This window comes from Streptomyces sp. NPDC048288, from assembly GCF_043201555.1.
Lineage (GTDB): Bacteria > Actinomycetota > Actinomycetes > Streptomycetales > Streptomycetaceae > Streptomyces.
On sequence record NZ_JBICZD010000008.1, the window covers coordinates 141,259 to 166,377 of the forward strand.

General features: G+C 72.6%; 19 protein-coding genes and 1 tRNA gene. 16 read left to right on the forward strand and 4 right to left on the reverse strand.

Annotation, left to right across the window (positions count from 1 at the left end; translation table 11 throughout):
* The first annotated feature begins 6 nt into the window (after positions 1–6).
* The 12 genes from ACGFZS_RS28255 to ACGFZS_RS28310 are packed head-to-tail and all read left to right on the forward strand — an operon-like array spanning position 7 to position 15,617.
* Complete coding sequence (locus ACGFZS_RS28255) at positions 7–723, forward strand: hypothetical protein (protein ID WP_393797474.1); 717 nt, start codon at positions 7–9, stop codon at positions 721–723.
* Entirely contained in the window at positions 720–1,406 is a 687-nt protein-coding gene (locus ACGFZS_RS28260) for a hypothetical protein (protein WP_393797475.1), read from the forward strand. The genes ACGFZS_RS28255 and ACGFZS_RS28260 overlap by 4 nt, the downstream gene beginning before the upstream one ends.
* Before the next feature lie 10 nt (positions 1,407–1,416).
* Positions 1,417–1,770, forward strand: a complete 354-nt coding sequence (locus ACGFZS_RS28265; RefSeq protein WP_393797476.1) for a hypothetical protein — start codon at positions 1,417–1,419, stop codon at positions 1,768–1,770.
* Positions 1,763–2,902, forward strand: a complete 1,140-nt coding sequence (locus ACGFZS_RS28270) for a hypothetical protein (RefSeq protein WP_393797477.1) — start codon at positions 1,763–1,765, stop codon at positions 2,900–2,902. Before ACGFZS_RS28265 ends, ACGFZS_RS28270 begins: the two co-directional genes overlap by 8 nt.
* 27 nt (positions 2,903–2,929) lie before the next feature.
* Positions 2,930–3,469: a phage baseplate assembly protein V gene (locus ACGFZS_RS28275; RefSeq protein ID WP_393797478.1), complete on the forward strand. Its 540-nt coding sequence runs from the start codon at positions 2,930–2,932 to the stop codon at positions 3,467–3,469.
* A 21-nt stretch (positions 3,470–3,490) separates the two neighbouring features.
* A complete protein-coding gene (locus ACGFZS_RS28280) occupies positions 3,491–3,826 on the forward strand; it encodes a hypothetical protein (RefSeq protein WP_393797479.1) in 336 nt (111 codons plus the stop codon).
* Positions 3,823–4,209, forward strand: a complete 387-nt coding sequence (locus ACGFZS_RS28285) for a GPW/gp25 family protein (protein WP_393797480.1) — start codon at positions 3,823–3,825, stop codon at positions 4,207–4,209. Before ACGFZS_RS28280 ends, ACGFZS_RS28285 begins: the two co-directional genes overlap by 4 nt.
* Positions 4,206–7,319 carry a putative baseplate assembly protein gene (locus tag ACGFZS_RS28290; RefSeq protein ID WP_393797481.1) on the forward strand — a complete coding sequence of 1,038 codons (3,114 nt, stop codon included), beginning with the start codon at positions 4,206–4,208 and terminating at the stop codon, positions 7,317–7,319. The genes ACGFZS_RS28285 and ACGFZS_RS28290 overlap by 4 nt, the downstream gene beginning before the upstream one ends.
* A complete protein-coding gene (locus ACGFZS_RS28295; protein WP_393797482.1) occupies positions 7,316–11,032 on the forward strand; it encodes a putative baseplate assembly protein in 3,717 nt (1,238 codons plus the stop codon). Before ACGFZS_RS28290 ends, ACGFZS_RS28295 begins: the two co-directional genes overlap by 4 nt.
* Positions 11,032–13,125: a hypothetical protein gene (locus ACGFZS_RS28300; RefSeq protein WP_393797483.1), complete on the forward strand. Its 2,094-nt coding sequence runs from the start codon at positions 11,032–11,034 to the stop codon at positions 13,123–13,125. Before ACGFZS_RS28295 ends, ACGFZS_RS28300 begins: the two co-directional genes overlap by 1 nt.
* 54 nt (positions 13,126–13,179) lie before the next feature.
* Positions 13,180–14,730 carry a DUF6519 domain-containing protein gene (locus ACGFZS_RS28305; protein ID WP_393797484.1) on the forward strand — a complete coding sequence of 517 codons (1,551 nt, stop codon included), beginning with the start codon at positions 13,180–13,182 and terminating at the stop codon, positions 14,728–14,730.
* Positions 14,730–15,617: a peptidoglycan-binding protein gene (locus ACGFZS_RS28310; protein WP_393797485.1), complete on the forward strand. Its 888-nt coding sequence runs from the start codon at positions 14,730–14,732 to the stop codon at positions 15,615–15,617. Before ACGFZS_RS28305 ends, ACGFZS_RS28310 begins: the two co-directional genes overlap by 1 nt.
* Positions 15,618–15,632: 15 nt before the next feature.
* Here the strand turns inward: ACGFZS_RS28310 and ACGFZS_RS28315 are convergent, their stop codons facing one another.
* From ACGFZS_RS28315 to ACGFZS_RS28325, 3 genes are all read right to left on the reverse strand, one after another.
* Positions 15,633–17,006, reverse strand: coding sequence for a M1 family metallopeptidase (locus ACGFZS_RS28315; RefSeq protein ID WP_393797486.1), 1,374 nt, complete (start codon positions 17,004–17,006; stop codon positions 15,633–15,635).
* 77 nt (positions 17,007–17,083) lie between these two features.
* On the reverse strand, positions 17,084–20,950 hold the full coding sequence (locus tag ACGFZS_RS28320) for a Pls/PosA family non-ribosomal peptide synthetase (RefSeq protein ID WP_393797487.1): 3,867 nt from the start codon (positions 20,948–20,950) through the stop codon (positions 17,084–17,086).
* A 287-nt stretch (positions 20,951–21,237) separates the two neighbouring features.
* A complete protein-coding gene (locus ACGFZS_RS28325; RefSeq protein ID WP_393797488.1) occupies positions 21,238–21,681 on the reverse strand; it encodes an ATP-binding protein in 444 nt (147 codons plus the stop codon).
* A gap of 240 nt (positions 21,682–21,921) precedes the next feature.
* Here ACGFZS_RS28325 and ACGFZS_RS28330 point away from each other — a divergent pair, with 240 nt between their 5' ends.
* Both ACGFZS_RS28330 and ACGFZS_RS28335 read left to right on the forward strand, forming a co-directional pair.
* Positions 21,922–22,788: a helix-turn-helix transcriptional regulator gene (locus ACGFZS_RS28330; RefSeq protein ID WP_355716629.1), complete on the forward strand. Its 867-nt coding sequence runs from the start codon at positions 21,922–21,924 to the stop codon at positions 22,786–22,788.
* Positions 22,789–22,791: 3 nt separating this feature from the next.
* Positions 22,792–23,022, forward strand: coding sequence for a DUF397 domain-containing protein (locus tag ACGFZS_RS28335; protein WP_393797489.1), 231 nt, complete (start codon positions 22,792–22,794; stop codon positions 23,020–23,022).
* A 94-nt stretch (positions 23,023–23,116) separates the two neighbouring features.
* Here the strand turns inward: ACGFZS_RS28335 and ACGFZS_RS28340 are convergent.
* A tRNA-Leu gene (locus tag ACGFZS_RS28340) sits at positions 23,117–23,204 on the reverse strand.
* Between the two features lie 211 nt (positions 23,205–23,415).
* Between ACGFZS_RS28340 and ACGFZS_RS28345 the strand changes: the two genes are divergently transcribed.
* Both ACGFZS_RS28345 and chpH read left to right on the forward strand, forming a co-directional pair.
* Positions 23,416–24,741: a M20/M25/M40 family metallo-hydrolase gene (locus ACGFZS_RS28345; protein ID WP_393797490.1), complete on the forward strand. Its 1,326-nt coding sequence runs from the start codon at positions 23,416–23,418 to the stop codon at positions 24,739–24,741.
* 136 nt (positions 24,742–24,877) lie between these two features.
* Complete coding sequence (gene chpH / locus ACGFZS_RS28350; protein ID WP_355716637.1) at positions 24,878–25,111, forward strand: chaplin ChpH; 234 nt, start codon at positions 24,878–24,880, stop codon at positions 25,109–25,111.
* The last annotated feature ends 8 nt before the right edge of the window (positions 25,112–25,119 follow it).

Below are 25,119 nucleotides of genomic sequence, written 5' to 3' on the forward strand. Positions count from 1 at the left end.
CGACACATGCGTACCCCGACAGGCATCGAAGGAAAATTGCTCCAGGCGCAGCAGGAGATCATCGACTGTCCAGCCCTTACTGTGGACCGCTCTGTCACCGGCGAACTCAGTGAGATCTTCGAGGAAACGCCGGATATTTTCTCCTTCCTTCCCGAATGGGAAGGAGTGACATTCAGCCGTGACCTGTGCGTGAAAAGTGCGCGTATCACCGAGCTCGCCAACTGCTGGCACGGTGAGCCGTCGTCCGGTATTCCCGAACTTCGGGGCGAGTTCCGTGTGACCGATCTGTTCACCGCTGTACGGAAGCGCCCGCCGAACCTGGCCTGGACAGGTTCCTCCGGCGAGGAGCGCGAGTTCTTCGACGAGTTGAGGGTGATCGATGACACACCGCTCGCCGCGACCGGTCAGCTTGCCGCCGTTCGTATCCAGCGCCAGGTCGACCCATGGGAACTCTGGTACTACGACATGGAACTGACCGGCGTCGACGGGTGGACCCGTCAGTACGTCAAGCTCGATCTCACCTATCCGGACTATCTCGAACAACTGGCCATCACCAAGGGAACCCTGGGCTGGCAGTACCTCTTCACCGGCGAGGTGCCGCTCGGCGCCCCGGAATTCGAGGATGTCAAGAACCAACTCACGGCGATGTTGGATGCCTTCCCCCGGCTCTTCCCCGCATGGAGTTACGCGGAGCTCGCGAGCCGTCTGGAGGCCCGCCTGTGACCCGTTACGCCGACATCCCCAAACCCATCCGCTCCGGCCTGGTCGTCGTGGACCCCGCCAGTGGTACCCCTCAGCGTGTCATCGTGCTGCAGTTCAACCCGGACACCCTGGAGCGGAGCATCGCGCCGCAGTCCGCCGGGGACAGTGCGGACAGTGCGGGCGGCGGTGCCGGGAGCGGGGACCGGAACGAGGCGCTGCGGCTCAAGGGGCCCGCGCAGGAGTCGTGGAAGTTCACCGCCGAGATCGACGCCACCGACCAGCTGGAGATCGCCGCGCCCGACGGGATCCATCCGCAGCTCGCGACGCTGGAGATGCTCGTGCAGCCGACGACGGCGCAGCTGCGGGCCGCGAGCCGGCTCGCGCAGAACGGGACCATCGAGATCAGCCCGATCGAGATGCCGCTGACGCTGTTCACCTGGGGGAGCAAGCGGGTCATGCCCGTGCGGCTCACCGAACTGTCGGTCAACGAGTCCGCGTTCGACGTGAACCTGAACCCCATCCGGGCCTCGCTGAGCATCGGCCTGAAGATCCTCACCGTCAGCGACCTCCCGGCCGGGCACCGCGGCGCCGACCTCTACCTGGCCCACCTCGCGCAGAAGGAGCGGCTCGCCGCCGCCGCGCGCGGCGGGAGCCTCGGCGCCCTCGGGCTGCCGGGCGTGGACGTACTGAGCGGAAGGGGCTGAGGAGCGAGCCATGGCCGACATCGAGCCGTACGAGAGTGCCCTGGGCGCGATACCGGGAGCGCATCCGTATCCCCGGACCAGCCGCTACCACGACGCCGGGATCGGGGTGCACGTCCAGCGGGACGGGACCGAAGTCCGGTACGTCAAACGGCGGTTGCTGCCCCCGCTCGACACGCAGCCGACGCAGGACCACGTCGTCGGCGCGGGCGAGCGGCCCGATCTGCTCGCCCAGCGCTACCTCGGCGACCAGGGCCAGTGGTGGCGCATCGCCGACGCCAACCCCGTCCTCGACCCGCGGGAGCTGACGGACGAGGCCGGGCGGGTCGTGCGGATCCCCGAGCCCGGGGGACAGCGCCGTGTCTGAGCAGCCCGTGGGGCAGGGCCCCGTCCGTATCACCCTCCTCATGGGGCCGAAGCTCGTCCAGCCGGTGCCGGCCGAGGTGACCGAGGCCCTGCTGTCCGCGCAGATCACCGCGACCGCGGGGGAGCGCAGCGGCTTCCAGCTGGCCTTCGACCTGACCAAGAACGGCGTCATCAACGGGCGGCTGCTGCCCGAGGGGTTCTTCGACCCGAAGACCCGGCTCGTCGTCACCGTCAGCGTGCGCGGCACCACCGACGTCCTCTTCGACGGACTGGTCGTACGGCAGGAGGTCGGCGCCAGCAACCAGCCCGGCCACTCCACCCTCACCGTCACCGGCGAGGACCTGACCCTCCTCATGGACCTGGAGGAGCGCACCGCCCGCTACCCCAACCTGCCGCCCTCCGAACGCGTCCTCGCGATCCTGCGCCGGTACTCCGACTACGGCATCCGGCCCGACGTCTACGCGGAGAAGATCAGCCAGCCCCCGCACCAGGACCTGCGCGTGCCGTACCAGACCGGCACCGACCTGCAGTACGTCACCCACCTCGCGAAGGCCAACGGCTACACCTTCTATCTGGAGCCCGGCCCGGACCCGGGCCAGTCCTCCGCCCGCTGGGGCCCGGAGGTCCGGCTCGGCATCCGCCAGCACGCCCTCAACGTCAACATGGACGCCAACACCACCGTGGACCAGCTGACGTTCGCCTACGACGGGACGGCCCGGGAGGAGCCGCAGGCCCGCTGGCAGGACCCGGGGACCCGGCAGTCCACCCTGCTGCCCCAGCCGCCCATCAGCCCACTGCGCCCGCCGCTGGGCCGCCGGCCCACCCCCGCCCTGCGGCGGAGGACCCTCGCCGGCACCGCCAAGCAGCAGCGCGAGCAGGCCGAGGCCGAACTCCTCGCCCGCGCCGCCGTCTCCGCCGACGTCGTCTCCGGCTCCGGCTCGCTCGACGTCAACCGGCACGGCTACCTCCTGCAGCCCCGCCAGCTCGTCGGCGTACGCGGCTCGGGACGGGCCTACGACGGCGACTACTACGTCAAGTCCGTGACCCACACCCTGCGCCCGGGCTCGTTCCAGCAGAACTTCACCCTCTCCCGGGAGGGCCTGGAAGCCCGCAGCGACTACGTCCGGCCGTAACACCTCATCACTCAGGAGCAGTTCAGCATGGCGGCAGCAGCCAACAACCGCTACCTCGGCAAGTTCCGCGGCCGGGTCGTCGACAACGACGATCCGCTGCGCATCGGCCGGATCACCGTCGAGGTGCCCGACGTGCTCGGCGACGAGCCGTCCACCTGGGCGCTGCCCTGCCTGCCGTTCACCGGGCCGCAGTCGGGGCAGTTCGTGGTGCCGCCGCCCGGCTCCGGCGTCTGGGTGGAGTTCGAGCAGGGCGACCCGAGCTTCCCGGTGTGGACCGGGTGCTGGTACGGCGCCGCCGACGAACTGCCGCCGGACGCGCGGCGGGCCCTGCAGGTGAACTCGCCGACCAAGCCCGTCGTCGTCCAGACACCGGGCGCACACAAGATCGTCATGGACGACACCGCCGGTGCCGAGCAGGGGATCCTGCTCCAGGCCCAGGGCGGCGCCTACATCCGCATCACCAGGGAAGCCGTGGTCATCTCGACCGGCGCGGGCGCCGAAGTCCTGCTCCGCGGCGACCAGGTGACCATCAACCAGGGTCAGCTGACCGTGGGCTCGAAGCGCTAGAAGACACGGGGAGAAGAGAACTTGTCCGGGAGTCTGCTCGATGCCGGCGCCGTGATCGGCTGCCCGCACGGCGGCCGGGTCACCGCCGCCACCACACCCTCCGGCGCCGTACGGGTCGGGGGAGCCGTCGTCGCCACGGCCGCCCACGGCCATGTCGTCGTCGGCTGCCCGCACACCGTCGACCGGGTGCCCTCGCCGTGCGTCACCGTCCGCTGGACCGCCGGCGGCACCGGCGTCACGGTCGACGGCGCGCCCGTGCTGCTCGACACCTCCGCGGCCCTGTGCTTCTCCGCGGCCCTCGTGCCGCAGGGACCCCCCGTGGTCCAGGCCGTACAGCGAAAGGTCACCGTCCGATGAGCCCACGCCTTCGCCCCCGCACGGACATCGCGTTCCCCTTCCGCACCGACCGCAGGGGCCGCACCGCGCACGCCGGTCACACCGAGCACGTCCACGACCTCATCGAGCAGCTGCTGTTCACCAGCCCCGGCGAGCGCGTGATGCGCCCCGACTTCGGCTGCGGCCTCCTCGACCTGGTCTTCGCCCCGAACAGCCCGGAACTGGTCAGCACCCTCGAACTCTCCGTGCAGGCCTCCCTGCAGCGCTGGCTCGGCGACCTCGTCGACGTGGTCGCCCTCGACATCGACAACGCCGACGCCGTGGTCCGCGTCCACCTGTCGTACGTCGTCCGCGCCACCGGCGCCGCCCGCGAGGACGTCTTCGTGGGGAGGGCGGCCGGATGACCACCGCCACCCGGCGGGCCAAGGTCCGGGCAGCGCAGCTCAACGGCGTCGACGCCGTCGAGGTGAGCGACGACGGCCTGCTGCTCACCGTCACCTTCCTCGGCAAGGCCCCGCACGGCCTCGGCCCGGAGAACGTCCGCGTCGACGGCGGCCGCCGGATCACCGGCCTCACCGCCCTCGACATCAGCGTGGAACGCGAGGAGGACCCCGAACTCGACGACCTGCTCCACGTCACCCTCGACCGGGCCGGCGACACCTCCCGCTACCGGCTCTCCCTGGTCGAGGCCGACCCGTACGGCCGCCCCGGCACCGAGCCCTTCCGGGGCTTCGACCAGCGCTACTTCAGCGCCGGGTTCTCCTTCCGGCCCGACTGCCCGACCCCCTTCGACTGCCAGGACGACGAACCCCGGGAACAGGACCTCCCGTCCGCCCCCGTCGTCGACTACACCGCCCGTGACTACGACACCCTCCGCAAGCTGCTCCTGGACCGGCTGGCGCTCACCACCCCCGACTGGGCCGAGCGCAACCCCGCCGACCTCGGCGTGACCCTGGTCGAACTGCTCGCCCACACCGGCGACCGGATCGGCTACCAGCAGGACGCGGTGGCCACCGAGGCCTACCTGGACACCGCGCGCCGCCGGGTCTCGGTACGACGGCACGTCAGGCTCATCGACTACGCGATGCACGACGGCTGCACGGCCCGGGCCTACGTCACCGTCCAGACCGCCGGCGACACCGTCCTCGCCCCCGGCACCTTCCGCTTCGCCTCCGTCGACGTCCGCGCCCTCGACCCGCACGACCGCCCCGAACCCGGCACCGTCATCGACGAGAACGACCTCGGCGACCTGGACGAGCGCGGCTCGGTCGAGGTCTTCGAACCGGTCGTCGCGGCCGACCCGCTGGAGCTGCGCGTCGCCCACAACGCGATCCGCCTGTGGACCTGGGGCGGCGAGGTGGGCGCCCTGCCCAGGGGCGCCACCGCCGCCACCCTGCGCGACGAGTGGGACGACCCGGAGACCTGCCGGGACCGCCGGCTCGCCCTGAAGCCGGGTGACGTGCTGGTCCTCGAAGAGGTGAAGGGCCCGCGCACCGGCACCCCCGGCGACGCCGACCCGAGCCACCGCCAGGCCGTCCGCCTCACCTCCGTCACCCCGGCCGTCGACCGCATCGAGGACCAGCCGGTCCTGGAGGTCACCTGGGCCGCCGAGGACGCCCTGCGCTTCCCGCTGCGCCTCACCGCCCTCGGCGGCCGCGACTGCCTGCCCGTCGAGGACGTCACCGTGGCCCGCGGCAACGTCGTGCTGGCCGACCACGGCCGGTCCGGGTTCGGGGACACGGTCACCGTGCCGCCCGTACCCGCCGTCGTCGCCCCCTGCGGCCCTCCCGCCTTCGGCTGCCCGGACCGCGAGGAGGGCAACGCCCCCGCCCGGCTCCTCGACTCCCTGACGGACAAGGCGGAACGCGGCGAGGCCCTCGTACCCGACGACGTCCGGGACCTCTTCGCGCACCTCGGCGAGGCGGCGACCGCACGCGCCGGCATCGGCCTGGAGCAGGCCGGGCAGCGCCATGTGGGGGTCCCCCCGGCCGGAGGCTGGGGGAAGGTGGTGCCGGGGACGGCGTACGCCCAGGCGGCCGCCCTGCGCACCCTGCTCGCCCAGTCCGTCTATCCGGGCATCCCGCCCCGCTTCCGGCCGGTCCTCGGCCGGGCGCCGGTCGTCCAGGCGGTGCCCTTCCCCGACCCGGCGGGAGTCGCCGCCGGGCAGGCCGAGCGGATCGCCGAGATCCCCGGCCGGGTACGGCAGCGGCTCGTCGAGCTGTGGCGCAGCGCCCGCGACCGGGACGGCCTCGGGGACACGGAGATCGACGAACTCACCGTCGTCTTCGGCCTGAAGGTCGTCGAACGGTTCGAACTGCGCGCCCACCCGGTCCGGGCCCTGCGCGAACTCCTGCACCGGAGCGACGAGTTGCTCGACGGCAAGCTGAGCCGGGTCGCCGTCCTCGTCTCCCGTGCCCGGGCCGGCACGGTTCTCGACCCGCACATCGCCTGGGAGATCGCCCACAGCTGGGGCCCCGCGTACGCGGCCGGGCTGCACCCGCAGGAGCCGGTGCTGCGCGGGTCCGCCACCGCCGCCCTCGCCCAGGACCCGCGCCGCGCCCTGCCCGCCGTGCGCATCGAGGACGGCGACCTCGCCTGGGAGCCGCGCCGCGACCTGCTGCACAGCGCCCCGCGCGAGCGGCACTTCGTCGGTGAACCGGAGGACGACGGCCGCCTCGCCCTGCGCTTCGGCGACGGCCGGCACGGCGCGCGGCCCACCCCCGGCGCCCGCCTCGACCTGCGCTACCGGCTGGGCGGTGGCAGCGCGGGCAACGTCGGCGCCGAGGCCATCAACCACCTCGTCGTCCAGGCCGACCGCGAGCGGCCGCCGGCCGCGGCGGTCCGCAACCCGCTGCCCGCCACCGGCGGCGTCGAACCCGAACCCGTCCAACAGGTACGCCAGTTGGCCCCCCTCGACCTGCGACGCACCCGGCTGCGGGCCGTCACCGCCGAGGACTACGCGACCCTCGCCGCCGAACTCCCCGGCGTCCAGCGCGCCGCCGCCGACATCCGCTGGACCGGCAGCGTCCGGGAAGCCCACGTGGCGATCGACCCGTACGGCACCGCACAGCCGTCGGCCGAGCTGCTGGCCCGGGTCGAGCAGTCCCTGGAGCGGTACCGGCGCATCGGCCACGACCTGGTGGTCGGCCCCGCCCGGCTGGTCCCGCTGGACATCGCCCTCGCCGTCTGCGCCCGGCCCGGCCACCAGCACGGGCGGATCCTGGCCGACCTGTACCGCGCCCTGGGCAGTGGCCGGGGCGGCTTCTTCCACCCCGACGCGCTGACCTTCGGCGAACCGGTACGGCTCAGCCGCCTGGTCGCCGTGGCCGCCGCCGTACCCGGCGTGGAGAGCGTCCGGGTCACCCGGCTGCGGCGGCTGTTCGAGCAGGACCGAGGAGAGAGGGAGGACGGCGTGCTGCGGCTCGGCCCGCTGGAGATCGCCACCTGCGACAACGACCCGGACCGGCCGGAGAACGGCCTGCTGGCCATATCCCTGGGAGGTACGGCCCGATGACCGCCACCGACGACTGCACCTGCGGCTGCGGCGGCCACGACGAGCGCGTGGCACCGGCGCCGGTCCACAACCCTCCCGGCCGCACCGCCCTCGACTACCGGGTCGGCACGTACGGGACGTTCCTGGCCGCGCTCCTCGACCGGCTCGCCTCGCCCGCGTACCCGGCCCTGGCGGGGCTCACGGTCCGCACCCCGGACGACCCGGCGATCGGCCTCCTCGACGCCACGGCCGTCCTCGGTGACCTGCTCACCTTCCACTCGGAGCGGATCGCCGACGAGGCGTACGTCCGTACGGCGAACGAGCACCGCTCGCTCGTGCTGCTCGGCCGACTGGTCGGCCACCGGCCGCGCCCCGGGGTCGCCGCCGCCACCCACCTCGCGTACACCCTCGAACGCGACGCACGCGCCGAGACCCTGGCCGTACGGATCCCGCGCGGCGCCCGCAGCCAGAGCGTGCCCGCCTCCGCCGACGAGGAGTCCCTCACCTTCGAGAGCAGCCGGGACCTCATGGCCCGCTGGGACTGGAACGAGCTGAAGGTCCGCCGGCGCCGGCCGTCGCTCATCACCCCGGACGATCTGGCGCGCCGCTCGAAGCTGTTCGTCGAGGGCACCGCGAACCTGCTGCGGACCGGCGACCAGTTGCTGTTCGTGTTCGGTGAACAGGCTGGTGGGCAGCGTGAGTTGCTGCCGCTCGCCGAGGTGCGGACCGACCGGGACGAGGACATCACGGCGCTCACCCTGCCCGAGTCCGCACCGGCCACGCTCAAGGAACTCATCGACGAGGTGCGGCGGTGGATCGCCGCGCCCGCGGAGCCGGGCGAGCCGGGGGAGGAGGCGCCTACACCTGCGGTGCCCGATCCGCGGCCGGTGAGCCAGTTGGTCGAGGACTTCGAGGACCAGGTGCTGGCGCCCTTGCGGGCGGCTCTGGACGGAGTGAGGACGCCGGAGGGGCTGGCGGGGGTGCTGGTCGAGCCGGTGGCTCGGCTGGGGGAGGCGGAGGTGTTGGCGGAGCCGTGGGAGGAGGTGGCCGGATGGTTCGAGAGGCTTCAGGCCGTGCTGGCCGAACTTGGCCGACGGGCACTGGAGTTGGCACCTGCGCGGAGTGACGGTAGTACGTCGTCCGCGGCGCGGCGGGGGCTGGTCGCGCAGTTCCCCGCGCCCCCAAGCAAGGGTGCTTCCAGCGCGGCTGCTTTCCAGGTGCTCGGCGCTGTGCTTCCTGCTCTGCGGTCCAAGCGTGCGGCCGGGGTGTCCGAGGTGCGCCCGGCCACCGACCCGGCCCGGCTGCTGGCCGCGTTGAATCCCTCGCTCGGGAGTCTGTATCCCGCCTGGCGCAGGGCCGCCGCCACCGATACCGCGCCGCTGCTCCGGGCTCTGCTCGCCATGCGGGTCACCGCCGCGCCCTTCGGGGCGACCGCACCGCTCAAGCCGGTGCAGGACGACAAGGGGCGGGTCATCCGGTCCACGGACTGGCCGCTCACCGGGGCCGTGCTCACCGGGACGCGGGTCGTGCTGGACGCGGCGGGGCGGACGCCGGTGCGGGCGGAGTTCCAGTATGTGGAGGGGAACAGCTCGGACCAGCGGGCGGTGACCCTGCCGGTCACCCAGCAGGTCCGCTTCACCCTCGGGACCGGCCAGGTGGAGCTGTCCAGCCGGGCCGCCCAGGATCCCGGGGTCACCGTCCGGCTGAGCGGGGGGCTCCCCGAGCGCACCCTCACCGTGTCGCGCCCGGACGACGACGGGCTGGTCCAGGTCGGCGTCAGTGACGGCACGGCGCACGACGAGCCGCTGCGGCCGGGCGACACCCGGCAGTTCACGCAGGGCGAGTACGAGGTGAGCCTGCGCTACACGGTGGGCGGCACCGAGTCCGACATCGAGATCGTGGTCGCCAGCAAGCCGGCGCCGGTGAACCGGAACGTGCTCCAGCTGGACTCCGTGCACACCGGCATCACCGTCGGCAGCTGGGTCGCGATCCAGCGTCCCGCGAAGGGCGCCACCGTCCACGGCGACGCCAGGCTCGCCTTCGTCACCACCCAGGTCGTGGCGGCGCGTACGGCGGCGTACACCAACTACGGGATCACCGGCCGCGGCACGGAACTCACCCTCGCCGACCCGTGGCTGGACGAGTTCGACGTGCTGCTCTCGCACATCCGGGACACCACCGTGCACGCGGCGAGCGAGCCGCTGGACCTCGCCGACGAACCGCTCGGCGAGGACGTGCACGGCAACGTGATCGAACTCGACCGGCTGTACGACGGGTTGCGGCCCGGCCGCACCCTGATCGTCGGCGGCGAGCGCGCCGACATCCCGGGCACCACCGGCGTCACCGCCACCGAGGTCGTGACCGTCTCCGCCGCGGATCCCGCCGTGGACCCCCGGCTGCCAGGCGACCACGTCCACACCAGGCTCACCCTCACCACCGACCTCGCCCACCGCTACCGCCGGGCGACCCTCCGGATCCTCGGCAACGTCGTCGAGGCCACCCACGGCGAGAGCCGCGAGGAGGCCATCGGCAGCGGCGACTCGGAGCGGACGAACCAGACCTTCGCGCTCTGGCAGTCCCCGCTCACCTGGCTCGCCGCCGACAACCCCCTCGGCGCCACCCCGGTCCTGGAGATCCGGGCCGACGGCGTGCTCTGGCACGAGGTCGACAGCCTCGCCGGACGCGGCCCGAACGAGCGTGTGTACATCACCGGCACCGCCTCCGACGGCCGGACCACGGTCACCTTCGGCGACGGTGTGCACGGCGCCCGGCTGCCCAGCGGCCACGAGAACGTCCACGCCCGCTACCGCTTCGGCACCGGCCGGGCGGCCAACGTGGCCGCCGCCCGGATCACCCAGCCCCTCACCCGCCCGCTCGGCGTCACCGCGGTGACCAACCCGCGCCCGGCGAGCGGCGGTTCGGACGCCGACGGCCCCGGACCGACCCGCCGGACCGTCCCGCTCGCCGTCTCCGCCCTGGACCGGCTGGTCTCGGTGCCCGACTACGAGGACTTCGCCCGCTCCCGGGCCGGCATCGGCCGGGCCGCGGCACGCGAACTCTTCGACGGACGGCGGCGCGTGCTGCACGTGACGGTGGCCGGCACCGACGACGTCCCGCTCGGCGAGCAGACCCTCCAGGCCCTGCGGGCCGCCCTCGCCGAGTACGGCGACCCGGGTCTCACGGTCCGCGTGGACGCCCGCGAACCGGTGCTGCTGCTGGTCTCCGCCCGGGTGAAGGTCGCCCCCGACCACGCCTGGGAGTACGTCGAACCCCGGCTGCGGCGGGCGCTGTACGCCCGACTCGGCTACGAGGGACGGGAGTTGGCCCGGCCGGCCCGGCTCTCGGACCTCCTCGCCACCGCCCACACCGTGCCCGGCGTGGACTACGTGGACGTCGACGTCTTCACCGGCGTCCCCGCCTCCGCCACCCCGGACGAGCTGACCGCCCTCCTCGCGGATCCCGGCGAACCCCGCGCGAGTGTGCCGGCCCACCCGGCGTCGTACGAGGAGAAGATCCACACCGTCCGCGCCCCGGACGGCGAGACGCTCTCCTCCGTCTGCCACCACTACGGCATCCCGCTCGCCCGGCTCCTGCGCCTCAACCCCGACATCACCGACACGCGGCGCCTGCGGAAAGGCCGCTCGGTGTACGTCTTCCGCGGCATCCGCCCCGCCCAGCTCGCCCTGCTCTCCGCGAAGGCGACCGACACCCTCATCCTCACGGAGGTCAAGTGATGGCCGCCCACTCGCCGGACAGCCTCGCCGCCCTGCTGCCCCGCTGGCACCTGCTGCGCGACGCCGAGGAGGGCGAACCGCTGCGCGCGCTGCTCGCGGTGGTCGCCGAGCAGCTGGACCGGGTCCGCGACGGCGTCGAGCAGGGCTACGAGGACCTGTTCGTGGAGACGGCGGCGCCCTGGGTACTGCCGTACCTGGGTGATCTCGTCGGGTACCGCACCCTGCCCGGCTACGAACGCGTACTCACCACGGGGCTGCACGACGGCGGCCGGGACGCCCTCGCGGAGGCGATCGCCCCGCGCGCAGACGTGGCCGCCACGGTCGCCAACCGGCGGCGCAAGGGCACCCTGCACCTGCTGGAGGAGATCTCCGAGCAGGTCGCCGGGTGGCCCGCGCGGGCGGTGGAGCTGTCGCGGCTGGTGGCGCAGAACCAGTCGGTGAAGCTGTTCCGGGACACCGGACGCGGCCGGCTGGTGGACCTCAGGGACGGCTCGGCCCTCGCCCTCCAGGGCGGACCCTTCGACACCACGGCCCGCACGGCCGACGTCCGCTCCGCCGGTTCCACCAGGAAGCAGGGCGGCTGGAGCCCCGCCGGGGTCGCCCTCTTCGTCTGGCGGCTCAAGGCGTACTCGCTCACCTCCTCGCCGGCGTACTGCGTCGACCGCGCCCGCAACCTCTACACCTTCTCGATCCTCGGCAACGACAGCCCCCTGGTCACCAAGCCGGTCCCGGAGCCGTCGCCCACGCACATCGCCACCGTCGACAACGTCCCCGCCTTCATCACCCGCCGCCTCCTGCACGACCGGCTGCTGGACTACTACGGCCCCGGCAAGAGCTTCGTGATCCGGCGCGACGGCGAGGACCGGCCGGTGCCGCCGTCGGACATCGTGGTCGCCGACCTCTCCGACTGGCGCTACCGGCCCGGGCGCGGCCAGATCGCCGTCGACCCGGAGCTGGGGCGGATCGCCTTCGGCGCCCGGTCGGCGCCCCGGCAGGGCGTGTGGGTGGACCACCACTACGCGTACGGCGCCGACCTCGGCGGCGGCGAGTACGACCGGCCCGACCGTGCGGACCGGCCGGACGCGACCTACTACCGGGTCGGCCCGGGACAGCCGTACCGGCAGATCATGGACGCCTACCGGGCCTGGCAGAGCGAGCGCGACCCCGAGCGGACCGGGATCATCGAGATCACCCACAGCGGCGCCTACCAGGAACAGCTGGACTTCGACCTCGACCCGGGCGACCGCCTCGAAGTACGGGCCGCCGAGGGCACCCGGCCGGTGATCCGCCTCCTCGACTGGTACAGCAACCGGCCCGACGCCCTCAACATCCGTGCCGTGGAAGGGGACTGCGCCCCGCACGAGCGGCCCCGGATCGTCCTCGACGGGCTGCTGGTGGCCGGCCGCGGCATCAACGTCACCGGGCCGATGGGCGCGGTGGTGGTCCGGCACTCCACCCTCGTGCCCGGCTGGTCCCTGGAACCGCACTGCGAACCGCACTCGCCCGAGGAACCCAGCATCGTCCTCGACCGCACCACCGCCTGCCTCCAGATCGAGCACAGCATCCTCGGCACCATCGAGGTCATCGGCGACGAGGTGACCGAGGACCCCCTCGACATCCACCTCCGCGACAGCGTCCTCGACGCCACCGGCCACGACCGGGAGGCCCTGTCCGCCCCGGACCGCCGGCACGCCCACGCCGTGCTGCACCTCCACCGCACCACCGTGATCGGCGAGATCCACACCCACGCCGTCGAGATCGCCGAGAACTCGATCCTCACCGGCCGGCTGCAGGTGGCCCGGCGCGGCATCGGCTGCCTGCGGTACAGCGCCGTGCCCGAAGGTTCGCGCACCCCGCGGCGCCATCGCTGCACCACCGTACGGCCGTTGTTCGCGGCGGTGCGCTACGGGACGCCCTGGTACGCGCAGTCGGCCGACGGCGGCCCCGAGGAGATCCGCCGCGGCTCCGACGACGGCGCCGAACTCGGCGCCTTCCACGACCTCTACCGGCCCCAGCGCGAGGACGGGCTGCGGGCGCGGCTCGCGGAGTACACGCCCGCCGACTCGGACGCCGGGATCTTCTACGTGACCTGAGCAGTGCCGCCGTACGCCTCACCCGCACTTTCCTGAACCAGGGGGACCCCCTTCATGCACGCAGATCTCTCCCGCCTCACCTTCCGGCCGGAGCGGCACTACTCCGCGGTCGTCGCCCAGCAGGGCCGCGTCCAGCTCGACGCCGACGCCAACGAGCAGACCGCCATCCAGCTCCACCAGGCCCGCACCCTCGCCGCCGACCTGATCGGCCGCTACGGCGGGCCGCGCGACGCGGCGGGCTTCCGGATCGAGTACGTCGGCGGCCGGCACGACATCGACACCCTGTACATCCACGGCGGCCGGTACTACGTCGACGGCATCCTGGTCGACGCCGACCGCCCGGCCCCCGGGGTACCGGTACCGGACGAGGAGGCCGAGGAGGACACCACCGTCCCGCCCGCGTACTGGACCTACTGGGACCAGCCCGACGCCTACCGCGACCCGGAGCGGCCCGGCGACCGGCTGCCCTCGCCCGCCACGTCGCCGTTCGTGGTCTATCTGCAGGTGTGGGAGCGCTCGGTGAACGCGGCCGAGGACCCGGCGCTGCGCGAGGTCGCCCTCGGTGCCGCGATGCCGGACACGGCGGCCCGGGTGAAGGTGGTCTGGCAGGTGCTGCCGCTGTCCCTCGCGGAGCTGGCGATCGAGGACGCCGACCCGTCCAGGGAGGTCGTCCGCGCGGCCTTCGAGAAGTGGGCGAAGGGGCGGTCGCGGTCCGCCGCCCGGCTCGCCGCCCGCGGCGAGCGGCCCGACCACGCCGACGAGGACCCCTGCCTGGTCCGGCCCGACGCCCGCTACCGCGGCCCGGAGAACCAGCTGTACCGCGTCGAGGTGCACGCCGGCGGCGCGGCGAAGGACGCCACCTTCAAGTGGTCCCGGGAGAACGGGTCGGTGGTCTTCCCGGTCGACGAACTCGACGGCACCTGGGTGCGGTTGGCGTCCCTCGGACACGACGACAAGCTGGACCTGGACGTCGGCGACCGGGTCGAGTTCACGGACACGGCCTGCTCCTCCCGGCTGGAGGCCCTTCCCCTGCTGCGCGTCGAGGAACTCGACCTGCCCGGACGGCGGGTCCGGCTCTCCGCCGAGCCCGCGCCGGGCGTCGGACGGCTCCCGGACCTCAACCCGTTCCTGCGCCGCTGGGACCACCACGAGGGACCACGGCGCAAGGGGCGCACGGCCGCGCTGAAGGCCGGTGCCGTGCCGGTGACGGAGGGGGAGTGGCTGCCCCTGGAGGACGGGGTCGAGGTCTGCTTCGCCGAGGGCGGCGCCTACCGCACCGGCGACCACTGGCTGATCCCGGCCCGTACCGCCACCGGCGGTGTCGAGTGGCCCGTCGACCGGGCGCGCCGCCCGCTGCTCCAGGGCCCGGCCGGCATCACCCGGCACCTCGCCCCGCTGGCCCTGGTCAAGGGCGAGGAGAGCGCCGTCGACCTGCGGCTCGCCTTCGGGCCGCTGGCCAGCAGCATCCCGGCCGCGGACAAGGCGGCCCTGGCCGCCGAGGAGCAGGCGCACCGGGAGGAGGTCGCGGCCGAGGACCCGTCGCACGGCAGGTCGCAGACCACCGCGGAAGCCGAGGCGGCGGCGCCGCTGGACGGAGACAACTGATGGCCACCCCCATGAGCGGCGCCAAGCTGCTGGACGTCCTGCGCGCGGAGGGCCTGACGGTCCACGAGGTGCGTGACTGGCGCCACCACAACCGGAACACGAAGGGGCCCTGGGGCCCGGTGAACGGCGTGATGATCCACCACACCGTCACCTCGGGCACCGACAGCTCCGTCGCCCTCTGCTACAACGGCTACTCCGGGCTGCCGGGGCCGCTCTGCCACGGCGTCATCGACAAGCAGGGCCAGGTGCACCTGGTCGGCAACGGCCGGGCGAACCACGCCGGCCTCGGCGACAGCGACGTGCTCCGTGCCGTCGTCGACGAGACGAGGCTCCCGCCCGACAACGAGGCCGACACCGACGGCAACCGGCACTTCTACGGCTTCGAGTGCATCAACCTCGGCGACGGCAAGGACCCCTGGCCCGAGGCGCAGAAGGAGGCCATCGAGAAGGTCTCCGCCGCGATCTGCCGCCACCACGGCTGGAGCGCGGCGTCGGTCATCGGCCACAAGGAGTGGCAGCCGGGCAAGCAGGACCCGCGCGGCTTCACCATGGACGGGATGCGCAAGCGGATCGCCGAGCGGCTGGCCGGGAAGTCCCCCAAGCCCGGCTCCGACGAGCCCGAGCCGCCGTCCAGGCCCCGGTACGCCCCCTTCCCCGGCAGCGGCTTCTTCCACGTCGGCCAGAAGTCCCCGCTCGTCACCGCCATGGGCAGACGCCTGGTCGCCGAGGGCTGCGGCCACTACGAGGAGGGCCCGAGCCCCGAATGGACCGACGCCGACCGCAAGTCCTACCAGGCCTGGCAGCACAGACTCGGCTTCAAGGGCAAGGACGCCGACGGCATCCCCGGCCGCACCAGCTGGGACAGACTGAAGGTACCGGCCACCTGACCCGCGGCCGCCCGCCTACGCCGACTCGGCGTTGGTGGGCGGCCGGTCCGGGCGGGCCGGGACGGCCAGGGTCGGCAGTGGAGGCAGCGCGGTGCGGTGCACCCAGGCGTCGAGGAGGCCGTCGAGCGGCTCGTCCGCGAACCGGTTGACGTGGGCGGTGAACATCGGGGTGGTCACCGCCCCGCCCCGGTGCAGCCCCGCCCACGCCCGCAGCATGTGGAAGAACCGCTCGTCGCCGAGCGCGCAGCGGATCGCGTGCACCGTGACCCCGCCGCGCTCGTAGAGCCGGTCGTCGAACATCGCCTTCTTGCCCGGGGCGGCGATCCGGATGTCCTGCGGCAGCCCGGACAGCAACCGGTGGGCGACGCCCGCCAGTTGCTGGGCGCTGCGGCCGCCGGACCGCTCCGACCACAGCCACTCCGCGTACTTGGCGAGCCCCTCGTTCAGCCAGATGTGCCGCCAGTCGGCGATGGACACGCTGTTGCCGAACCACTGGTGGGCCAGCTCGTGAGCCACCAGCCGCTCCGAACCCCGCGCCCCGTCCACGTGGTTGGCGCCGAACAGCGACAACCCCTGGGCCTCGACGGGGACATCGAACTCCTCGTCGGCGACGACCACGGCGTACTCGTCGAAGGGGTACGGCCCGAACAGCCGCTGGAACAGGTCCATCATGGCGGGCTGCCGCGCGAAGTCCCGGGAGAACTCCGGCAGTAGATGCGCCGGTATGTGGCCGTGCATCGGCACCCCGCCGAAGCCCGGGTCGCCCAGCAGCACCGTCTGGAACTTCCCGATCGCCAGGCTCACCAGATAGCTCGACGTCGGCGCCGCCTGCTCGTACACCCAGGTCGTCGTGGACGCCTTGGTGGTACGGGTGAGCAGCCGGCCCCCGGCCACCACCGAGTACGCCGACGGGCAGGTCACCGAGATCAGGTAGGAGGCCTTGTCGGCGGGCCGGTCGTTGCACGGAAACCACGAGGGCGCGCCGATCGGCTGGCTCGCCACCAGCGCGCCGTCCGTCAGCTCCTCCCAGCCGATCCCGCCCCAGGGGCTGTTCACCGGCCTGGGGTTGCCCGACCAGTGGATCTCCACGGTGAACGCGGCCCCGGCCCGCAGCGGCTTGGCCGGTTTGATCCGCAGCTTGCCGCCCCGGTGCGTCCAGTGCGGCTGGCGGCCGTCCACCCGGATCCGGCCGATCTTGAAGTCGGCCAGGTTCAGCTGGAACTCGGGCAGCGCGGCCCGGCCCGCGATGGCGTTGATCCGGGCCATGCCGGCCAGGCGGTTGGGGCCTGGCCGGTAGTCCAGCGTGAGCTCATAGCGATGGACCCGGTACCGGGCATCGCCGTTGTCCGGGAAGTACGGGTCCGGACCCGCTGACTGCTGCACTGCCACTTCCGCGTTCGCTCCCTGCGCTGTGCTCGAACCGTCCCTCGGCGCACCGATACCCGCGGCCACCGGACGGCCCGCGCTCAGGGACGCCATGCCTCGATCGGATTGCCGAGCCAGCGGGTGTCGTCGGGAACCGACTCCGCCGCCATGACGAGCGACGCGGGACCCAGGGTGGTGCGGGCCCCGATCATGCTGCCGGGCAGCACGATCCCGCCAGGGCCCAGCGTGGCGCCCTCACGGAGAACAACAGTATCCGTCCGCAAGATCCGGTCGTGGAAGAGGTGAGTCTGCAGGACACAGCCGCGGTTCACGGTGGCCGCGTCCTCCAGGGTCACCAGGTCGGTCTCCGGGAGCCAGTAGCTCTCCACCCAGACACCCTTGCCGATCCGGGCGCCCATGCCCCGCAGCCAGGCCGTCAGCACCGGAGTACCCGGCACCGAACCGGCCAGCCACGGCACCGCCAGCACCTCCACGAAGGTGTCCGCCAGCTCGTTGCGCCAGACGAAGGAACTCCACAGCGGGTGCTCCCCGCTGCGGTGCCGTCCGACCAGCAGCCACTTGGCCAGCATCGAGACCAGACCCGCGGCCGCGCCGGCGGCGAGCAGCACCAGGCCGGACAGCAGCGGCGCCCACGCGCCGAGCGCGCACAGTGCGGCCACCGTCAGCCCGGCCAGCGCCACCGAGCACAGCACCGGCACGATCCGGCAGGTCTCCACCAGGGCCCGCGCCCACAGCAGCCGGGCCGGCGGCTCGTAGGTACGGCTCTGGTCGCCGTCGGCCGTGCTGCGCGGCAGCTTCACCGGCGGCAGCCCCAGGTACGAGGTGCCCTTCTTGGCCTTCTTCGGGGTCGCCGACAGCACGCCCACCAGACCGCCGTCCGGGACACTGCGGCCCGGCGCGGTCATCCCGGAGTTCCCGAGGAACGCCCGCCGGCCGATCTCCGCGCGCCCGATCCGCACATAGCCGCCACCGAGTTCGTACGGCGCGGTCAGCGTGTCGTCGGCCAGGAACGCGCCCTCGCCGACCGTGGTCAGGCTCGGCAGCGCGAGCACCGTCGACACCTCCGCGCCGCGCCCGATCCGCATCCCGAGCAGCCGCAGCCAGACCGGGGTGACCAGACCGGCGTAGAGCGGGAACAGGGTCTCGCGGGAGCGGTCCATCAGCTGGGAGACCGTCCAGGCCTGCCAGCCGATCCTGCTGTGCGTCGGATGCGTGCCGACCCTGAGGCCCAGGCTGAGCAGCCGTACCGAGACGAGGATCAGCAGCGCGTACGCCAGACCGAAGGCCAGCGTGGCCGGGACCAGCGCGACCGCCGCGCCCCGCAGGGCCTCGGCCAGACCGTCCCCGGGGGCCACGAAACGCCCGGCCACCAGCAGGGCGGCGGCACCGGCGAGCACCGGCAGCGCGCTGAGCCCGAGCCCGGTGAGGCCGTACATCACCCGCCAGTACGTGCCGCGCTGCGGCCGGTGCTTGGGCCAGTTCCGCTTGGCCTTGCCCAGCTTGACGGCCGGCGCGCCCGCCCAGCGCTGGCCGGTCGGGATCTGCCCGGTGACGGCCGAGCCGGGGGCCACCTCGGCCCGCTTGCCGACCCGGGCACCGGGGAAGAGCATGCTGCGCGTGCCGACGACCGCGTGGGCGCCGATCCGGACCGCGCCGACCACCAGCCGGTCGCCGTCCAGCCAGTAGCCGGAGAGGTCCACCTCGGACTCCACGGCCGCGCCCCGGCCGACCCTGAGCAGGCCGGTCACCGGCGGCAGCGAGTGCAGGTCCACCTCGGGACCGATCTTGGCGCCGAGCGCCCGCGCGTACCGCTCCAGCCAGGACCCGGTCAGCGTGGTCGCCCCGGTGAACTCGGCCAGCCGCTCCGCCGCCCACAGCCGCAGATGGACGGAGCCGCCGCGCCGGTACCGGCCGGGCTTCACGCCCCGCAGCAGCAGCCGTGCGCCACCGGCCGCGATCGCGATCCGGCCGGGCGGGGTGAACAGGGCCAGCGCCCCGAGGCCGACCAGCCACCAGGGCGCGGTGGGCAGCCAGCCGTAGCCGCCCAGCACATTGCCGAGCGCGGCCAGGACGACCGTCCAGCGCAGCCCGAGCAGCGTGAACAGGGGGAGCAGCAGCAGGAGCTGCACGGCCTGGGCCGAACGCGGCACGGGCGCGATCGTGCGCTCGGCGCCGTCGTCCTGCGTGGACTCCTCCAGCCGGCGGGCCAGCTTGCGCAGCACCGGCTGCTGGTAGATGTCGAGGACGGCCGCGCTCGGGTAGCGGGTGCGCAGCCGGGTGGTGAGCTGGGCGGCGGACAGACTGCCGCCGCCGATCGCGAAGAAGTCGTCGGCGGCGCTGGTCACCGGGATGCCGAGGACCTCGGTCCACTGCTCGGCGAGCCAGGCCTCGGTGCCGTACAGCTGCTCGGCCGGGCCGCCGGTCTCCAGGCCCTCCAGGGGCCACGGGAGGGCGTTGCGGTCGACCTTGCCGGAGGTGCGGGTGGGCAGCTCGGCGACGGGCGCGAGCAGCGGGACGAGGGCGGCGGGCAGTTCGGCGCGGAGCTTCTCGACGGCGGTGGCGTGGTCCCAGCCCTCCTGGGTGACGACATAGCCGACCAGGAGCTGATTGCCGCTGCGCGCGGTCCGTACCGCCGCCGCGGCGCCCGCGACACCCGGCAGGGCCTGCAGGGCCGCGTCCACCTCGCCGAGCTCGATACGACGGCCGCCGAGCTTGATCTGCTCGTCGGCCCGCCCGAGGAACACCAGGCCCTCGCGGTCGGCGCGCACCAGGTCGCCGCTGCGGTACGCCCGCTTCCAGCCCAGCGACTCCAGCGGCGCGTACTTCTCGGCGTCCTTCTCGGCGTCGAGGTACCGGGCCAGGCCGACCCCGCCGATCACCAGCTGGCCGCTCTCGCCCAGGGCGACGGGCTCGCCCGCGTCGTCCACGACGGCGAGTTCCCAGCCGTTCAGGGGCAGCCCGATGCGGATCGGCTCCTCGCCGCTCATCAGGGCGGCACAGGCGACCACGGTGGCCTCGGTGGGCCCGTAGGTGTTCCAGACCTCGCGGCCCTCGGTCACCAGCCGCTGCGCCAGCTCGGGCGGGCAGGCCTCGCCGCCGAAGATGAGCAGGCGGACGTCGTTGAGGGTCTCGGGCTCCCAGAGCGCGGCCAGCGTCGGCACGGTCGAGACGACGGTGATCTCCTGCTCGACCAGCCAGGGGCCGAGATCGGCGCCCGAGCGGACCTGGGAGCGCGGCACGGGCACCAGACAGGCGCCGTAGCGCCACGCCAGCCACATCTCCTCGCAGGAGGCGTCGAAGGCCACCGAGAGGCCCGCCATGACCCGGTCGCCGGGTCCGATGGGCTCCTCGGTCAGGAACAGCGCGGCCTCGGCGTCCACGAAGGCCGCGGCGCTGCGGTGGGTGACGGCGACACCCTTGGGCTTGCCGGTGGAACCGGAGGTGAAGATGATCCAGGCGTCGTGCTCGGTGCCGGGGCGTGCGGCGGTACGACCGTCCGCGCGCCGGACGTCGATGTGCAGGCCCTCGCCGAGCACGGCCGCGACCTCGGCCTCGCCGAACACCAGTGCGGCCCGCTCGTCCGGGTCCTCGGCGTCGACGGGCACGTAGGCGGCGCCGGCCGCGAGGGTGCCGAGCACGGCGACGTAAAGGTCATTGGTCCCCGACGGGACGCGCACGCCCACCCGGTCGCCGAGCCCGATCCCGGCCTCGGCGAGCCGCCGCCGCAGCCGCTCCACCTCGACCGCGAGCGCGCGGTAGGTGAGCTGGGTGGTGCCGTCGTCCAGTGCGGGCTCGTCGGGGTGAGTCCGTACACTTGCTTCGAACACGTCTACGAGCGTGCGCGGCGACGCTGCCGCCCCGGCCGAAAATCGGGCCGTGTCCCCGAACTCCTCGCGGATCTCATCGTCGAGCAGGCCGAGAGCACTGCTCTCGTCTATGGCTGCCATCCGGTCCTCGCGTCTCGTTCCCGGAACCCTCCGGGGAGCCGGCGGGCCCGCAGGTGTGCCTGGGGTTATCCGGGTCCGGCTAGGTAACAAACCGGAAATGTTAGTACGACGCTAGGCTTCCGTTCATCTGACGGCCACTCGAAAGCGGCCGTTCGGGGCAGTCGTTCAAAGCTTAACAAACCCCTGACCAGGCATGATCCATCTACGGCGAGAGATGGACCACACAGTGTGAGACGGGCCAACTCCGCGTGTCCGGAGGTGGGTACGGCGAGGGGTGCGGCGGCCGGTCAGGCGGCGCTGACCTCGGCCCAGATGGACTTGCCCCAGGGCAGGTTGCCCACGCCCCAGCGGCCCGAGCAGAGCGCGTCGAGGATCAGCAGTCCGCGCCCGCGGTCCCGTTCGACGGAGATGGGGCGCAGCCGGGGGTGGCGGCTCAGCGGGTCGTGCACCTCGACCCGGGTCCGGGAGCCGTCGGACTCGATGAGGAGCCGGACCGGGTCGTCGGGGTCGGTCTCGTAGCGCAGGGAGTTGGTGACCAGCTCGCAGGTGACCAGCGCGACGGCCTCGATGTGGTCCCGGGAGGCGTCCGGGCTGTGATGGATGATGAAGTCGCTCACGAACAGCCGTGCCGCCCTGGCCGACTGGGGCTCGCTCGCCAGTAACAGGACCGGCGGCGGGGCGACTTGCAGGGCACGGGTTTCGGTCGTGGTGCTCCGCTGGCGTTCGATCATGTGGATCCCCTCACGGGCATGTCCCAACGCAGGCACGGTGCTTCGCCATGCGAGTGCGGTCACTTTCGTATTTCCCGGATTCATGGTGCCTTCACGGCACAGTCGATCGCAATACGTCCTCGGAGATGTGAAAAATTGCGCATCTCCTCGGGAGACTTGCGGCACAAGTCGTCAGTCGGTGGCGGGGGCCTGGGCGGCACGGCAGACTGTCGGGCAGTTCACCAGACAGAAGGGGGATCCGTGAGCACGCCCACGGTGCGCCGGCGACGGCTCGGTGCCAAGTTGCGCGAACTGCGCGGCGAACTCACCCTCGACGAGGTCGCGGAGCACTCCGAAGGCGCGTTCGTCTCCTCGAAACTGTCCCGGATGGAGACCGGCAAGACGGCCCCCAAGGCAGCGGACATCCAGGCGCTGCTCACCCTGTACGGCGAACTCGGCCGCGACGTCAGCGACGAGCTGCGGGCGGCCCTGATCACCCTCACCAAGGAGGGCGGCCGGCGCGGCTGGTGGCATTCGTACCGAGGTGTCCTCACCCCGGTGTACGAGGACCTGATCAGCCTGGAGGCGGAGGCCGAGACGGTCTCCACCTGGCAGCTGGGCATGGTCCCCGGACTGCTCCAGACCGCCGAGTACGCCCGCGAGATCATCCGGGCGACCGCCATGTCCGAGGCGGTCGAGGCACGGGTCGACGCGCTCGTCGAGGTACGGCTCGCACGCCAGGCCGTCCTCACCCGCGACAGCGACCCGCTGGCGCTCTGGGCGATCGTCTCCGAGCAGGCACTGCGCTCCACCACCGAGGATCCCGCCCTGATGTACGAGCAGTTGGGGCGCCTGCTTACGATGGGGCGGCGGCCGAACATCAACATCCAGGTGTTGAGATCGGACGCTCCCCTCCACGCCGGGCTGACCGGCACCTTCAGCATCCTGGGCTTCGGTCCGCACACGGACCTGGACGTCGTCCACCAGGAAGGGCTGACCTCCGCCCTGTACATCGAGGAACGTGATCGGGTCTCCACGCACCGGGCCGCGTGGCAACGCCTCACGTCTGCCGCCGAGTCCGTCGAGGCGTCGGTGGAACTGATCACCCAGATAAGGAAGAACGAATAGCGAATGAAGCACGTTGACGACGCGTCGACTCTGCCGGTGTCCTGGTGGAAGTCCTCGGCGTCCGCATCACAGTCCGACTGCGTGGAATGCGGGATCGTCGACGAGGCGACGGCCGCCGTCCGCGACAGCAAGCGGCCGCACGGCCCCGCGCTGCTGGTCGGCCGAGCGGCACTCTCCGCGTTCACCTCGGCCGTGGCCCTCGGCCACGGCCGAATAGCCGACGGCGTCGACTGAGAGAAGGGCGCCCACCGCGAGGCGGTCGCCCGGCGCCCTGCCCCGAAAAACCAAGAAACCCCTGCTCAGCAGGGGTTTCTTCGTGATTCCTTCATGGTGTCCGAGGGGGGACTTGAACCCCCACGCCCGATAAAGGGCACTAGCACCTCAAGCTAGCGCGTCTGCCATTCCGCCACCCGGACAAGGTGTCTGTCGTGCGAAGTCTTCCGTGCGGGTTTCCCTCGCGGCGACGAAGGAAACACTACCAGGCTTTCGGGGGCCGCCGATCACACCCTGTTTCCGGCCGGGCGGGCGTGAACGGCGTGTGACGGGCCGGGACCGGCCTTGGGCCCGGAGCGGGAAGGGAGAGAGGATGACGGGGACCGGCCGCCAGTGACAGCAGGAGGAAACGACGTGAGCGAGACGGACACGGCCAAGGGCGTCACCGGCGAGGAGGAGGTCGTCGACCTCTGCCGCGAGCTGATCCGGTTCGACACCAGCAACTACGGCGACCACTCCGGGCCCGGCGAGCGCAAGGCCGCCGAGTGGGTCGCGGAGAAGCTCGCCGAGGTCGGCCTGGACCCGGAGATCTTCGAGTCCCACCCGGGCCGCGCCTCGACGGTGGCCCGCATCGAGGGCGCGGACCCGTCCCGGCCCGCCCTCCTCATCCACGGCCACCTCGACGTCGTACCGGCCAACGCCGACGACTGGACCCACCACCCGTTCTCCGGCGAGGTCGCGGACGGGTGCGTGTGGGGGCGCGGCGCGGTCGACATGAAGGACATGGACGCCATGACCCTGGCGGTCGTACGGGACCGGCTGCGCACCGGCCGCAAGCCGCCCCGGGACATCGTGCTCGCCTTTCTCGCCGACGAGGAGGCCGGCGGCACCTGGGGCGCCCGGCACCTGGTCGACAACCACCCTGGCCTCTTCGAGGGCGTCACCGAGGCGATCAGCGAGGTCGGCGGCTTCTCCTTCACGGTGAGCGAGGAGCGGCGGCTGTATCTCATCCAGACGGCCGAGAAGGGCATGCACTGGATGAAGCTGAAGGTGGCCGGCACCGCCGGGCACGGCTCCATGATCCACCGCGACAACGCGATCACCGAGCTGTCCGAGGCCGTGGCCCGGCTCGGCCGGCACCGGTTCCCGGTGCGGGTCACCAAGACCACCCGGGCCTTCCTCGACGAACTGGGCGACGCGCTCGGCACCGAGCTGGACCCGGAGGACATGGAGTCGACGCTGGCCCGGCTCGGCGGCATCGCCAAGCTCATCGGCGCGACGCTCAGCAACACCGCCAACCCCACCCAGCTGAACGCCGGTTACAAGGTCAACGTCATCCCGGGCGAGGCCACCGCGCACGTGGACGGCCGCTTCCTGCCGGGGCACGAGGAGGAGTTCCTCGCCGACCTCGACCGCATCCTCGGCCCGAACGTGGTCCGCGAGGACGTGCACTCCGACAAGGCGCTGGAGACCGGCTTCGACGGGCCCCTGGTGGCCGCCATGCAGTCGTCGCTGCTGGCCGAGGACCCCACCGCCAAGGCGATCCCCTACATGCTCTCCGGCGGCACCGACGCCAAGTCCTTCGACGACCTCGGCATCCGCGGCTTCGGCTTCGCGCCCCTCAAGCTGCCGCCGGAGCTGGACTTCGCGGGCATGTTCCACGGGGTGGACGAGCGGGTGCCGGTGGACGGTCTGCAGTTCGGTGTGCGGGTGCTCGACCGGTTCATCGACGCGTCGTGAAGTCGGTAATCGGGTGCGCGTGCGAGCCGGACTGAAAAGAGTGAATGCGACGATAAGCTCGTAGCTCCATTACTCCCTCCTCGTTACAGGTGGTGCGATCCGCTACTTGGGATCGCATTGCCAACAAGGAGGAATAATGCTCAAGAAGGTCGTCGCTGCTGCGGCTGCCACTGGTGGTCTGGTTCTCGCGGGTGCGGGCCTGGCCGTCGCCGACTCGGGTGCCCAGGGCGCTGCCGTGGGCTCCCCGGGCGTCGTCTCCGGCAACGTGATCCAGGTTCCCGTGCACGTCCCGGTGAACGTCTGCGGCAACACGATCTCGGTCATCGGGATTCTGAACCCCGCCTTCGGCAACACCTGCATCAACAAGTGACGCCGGCT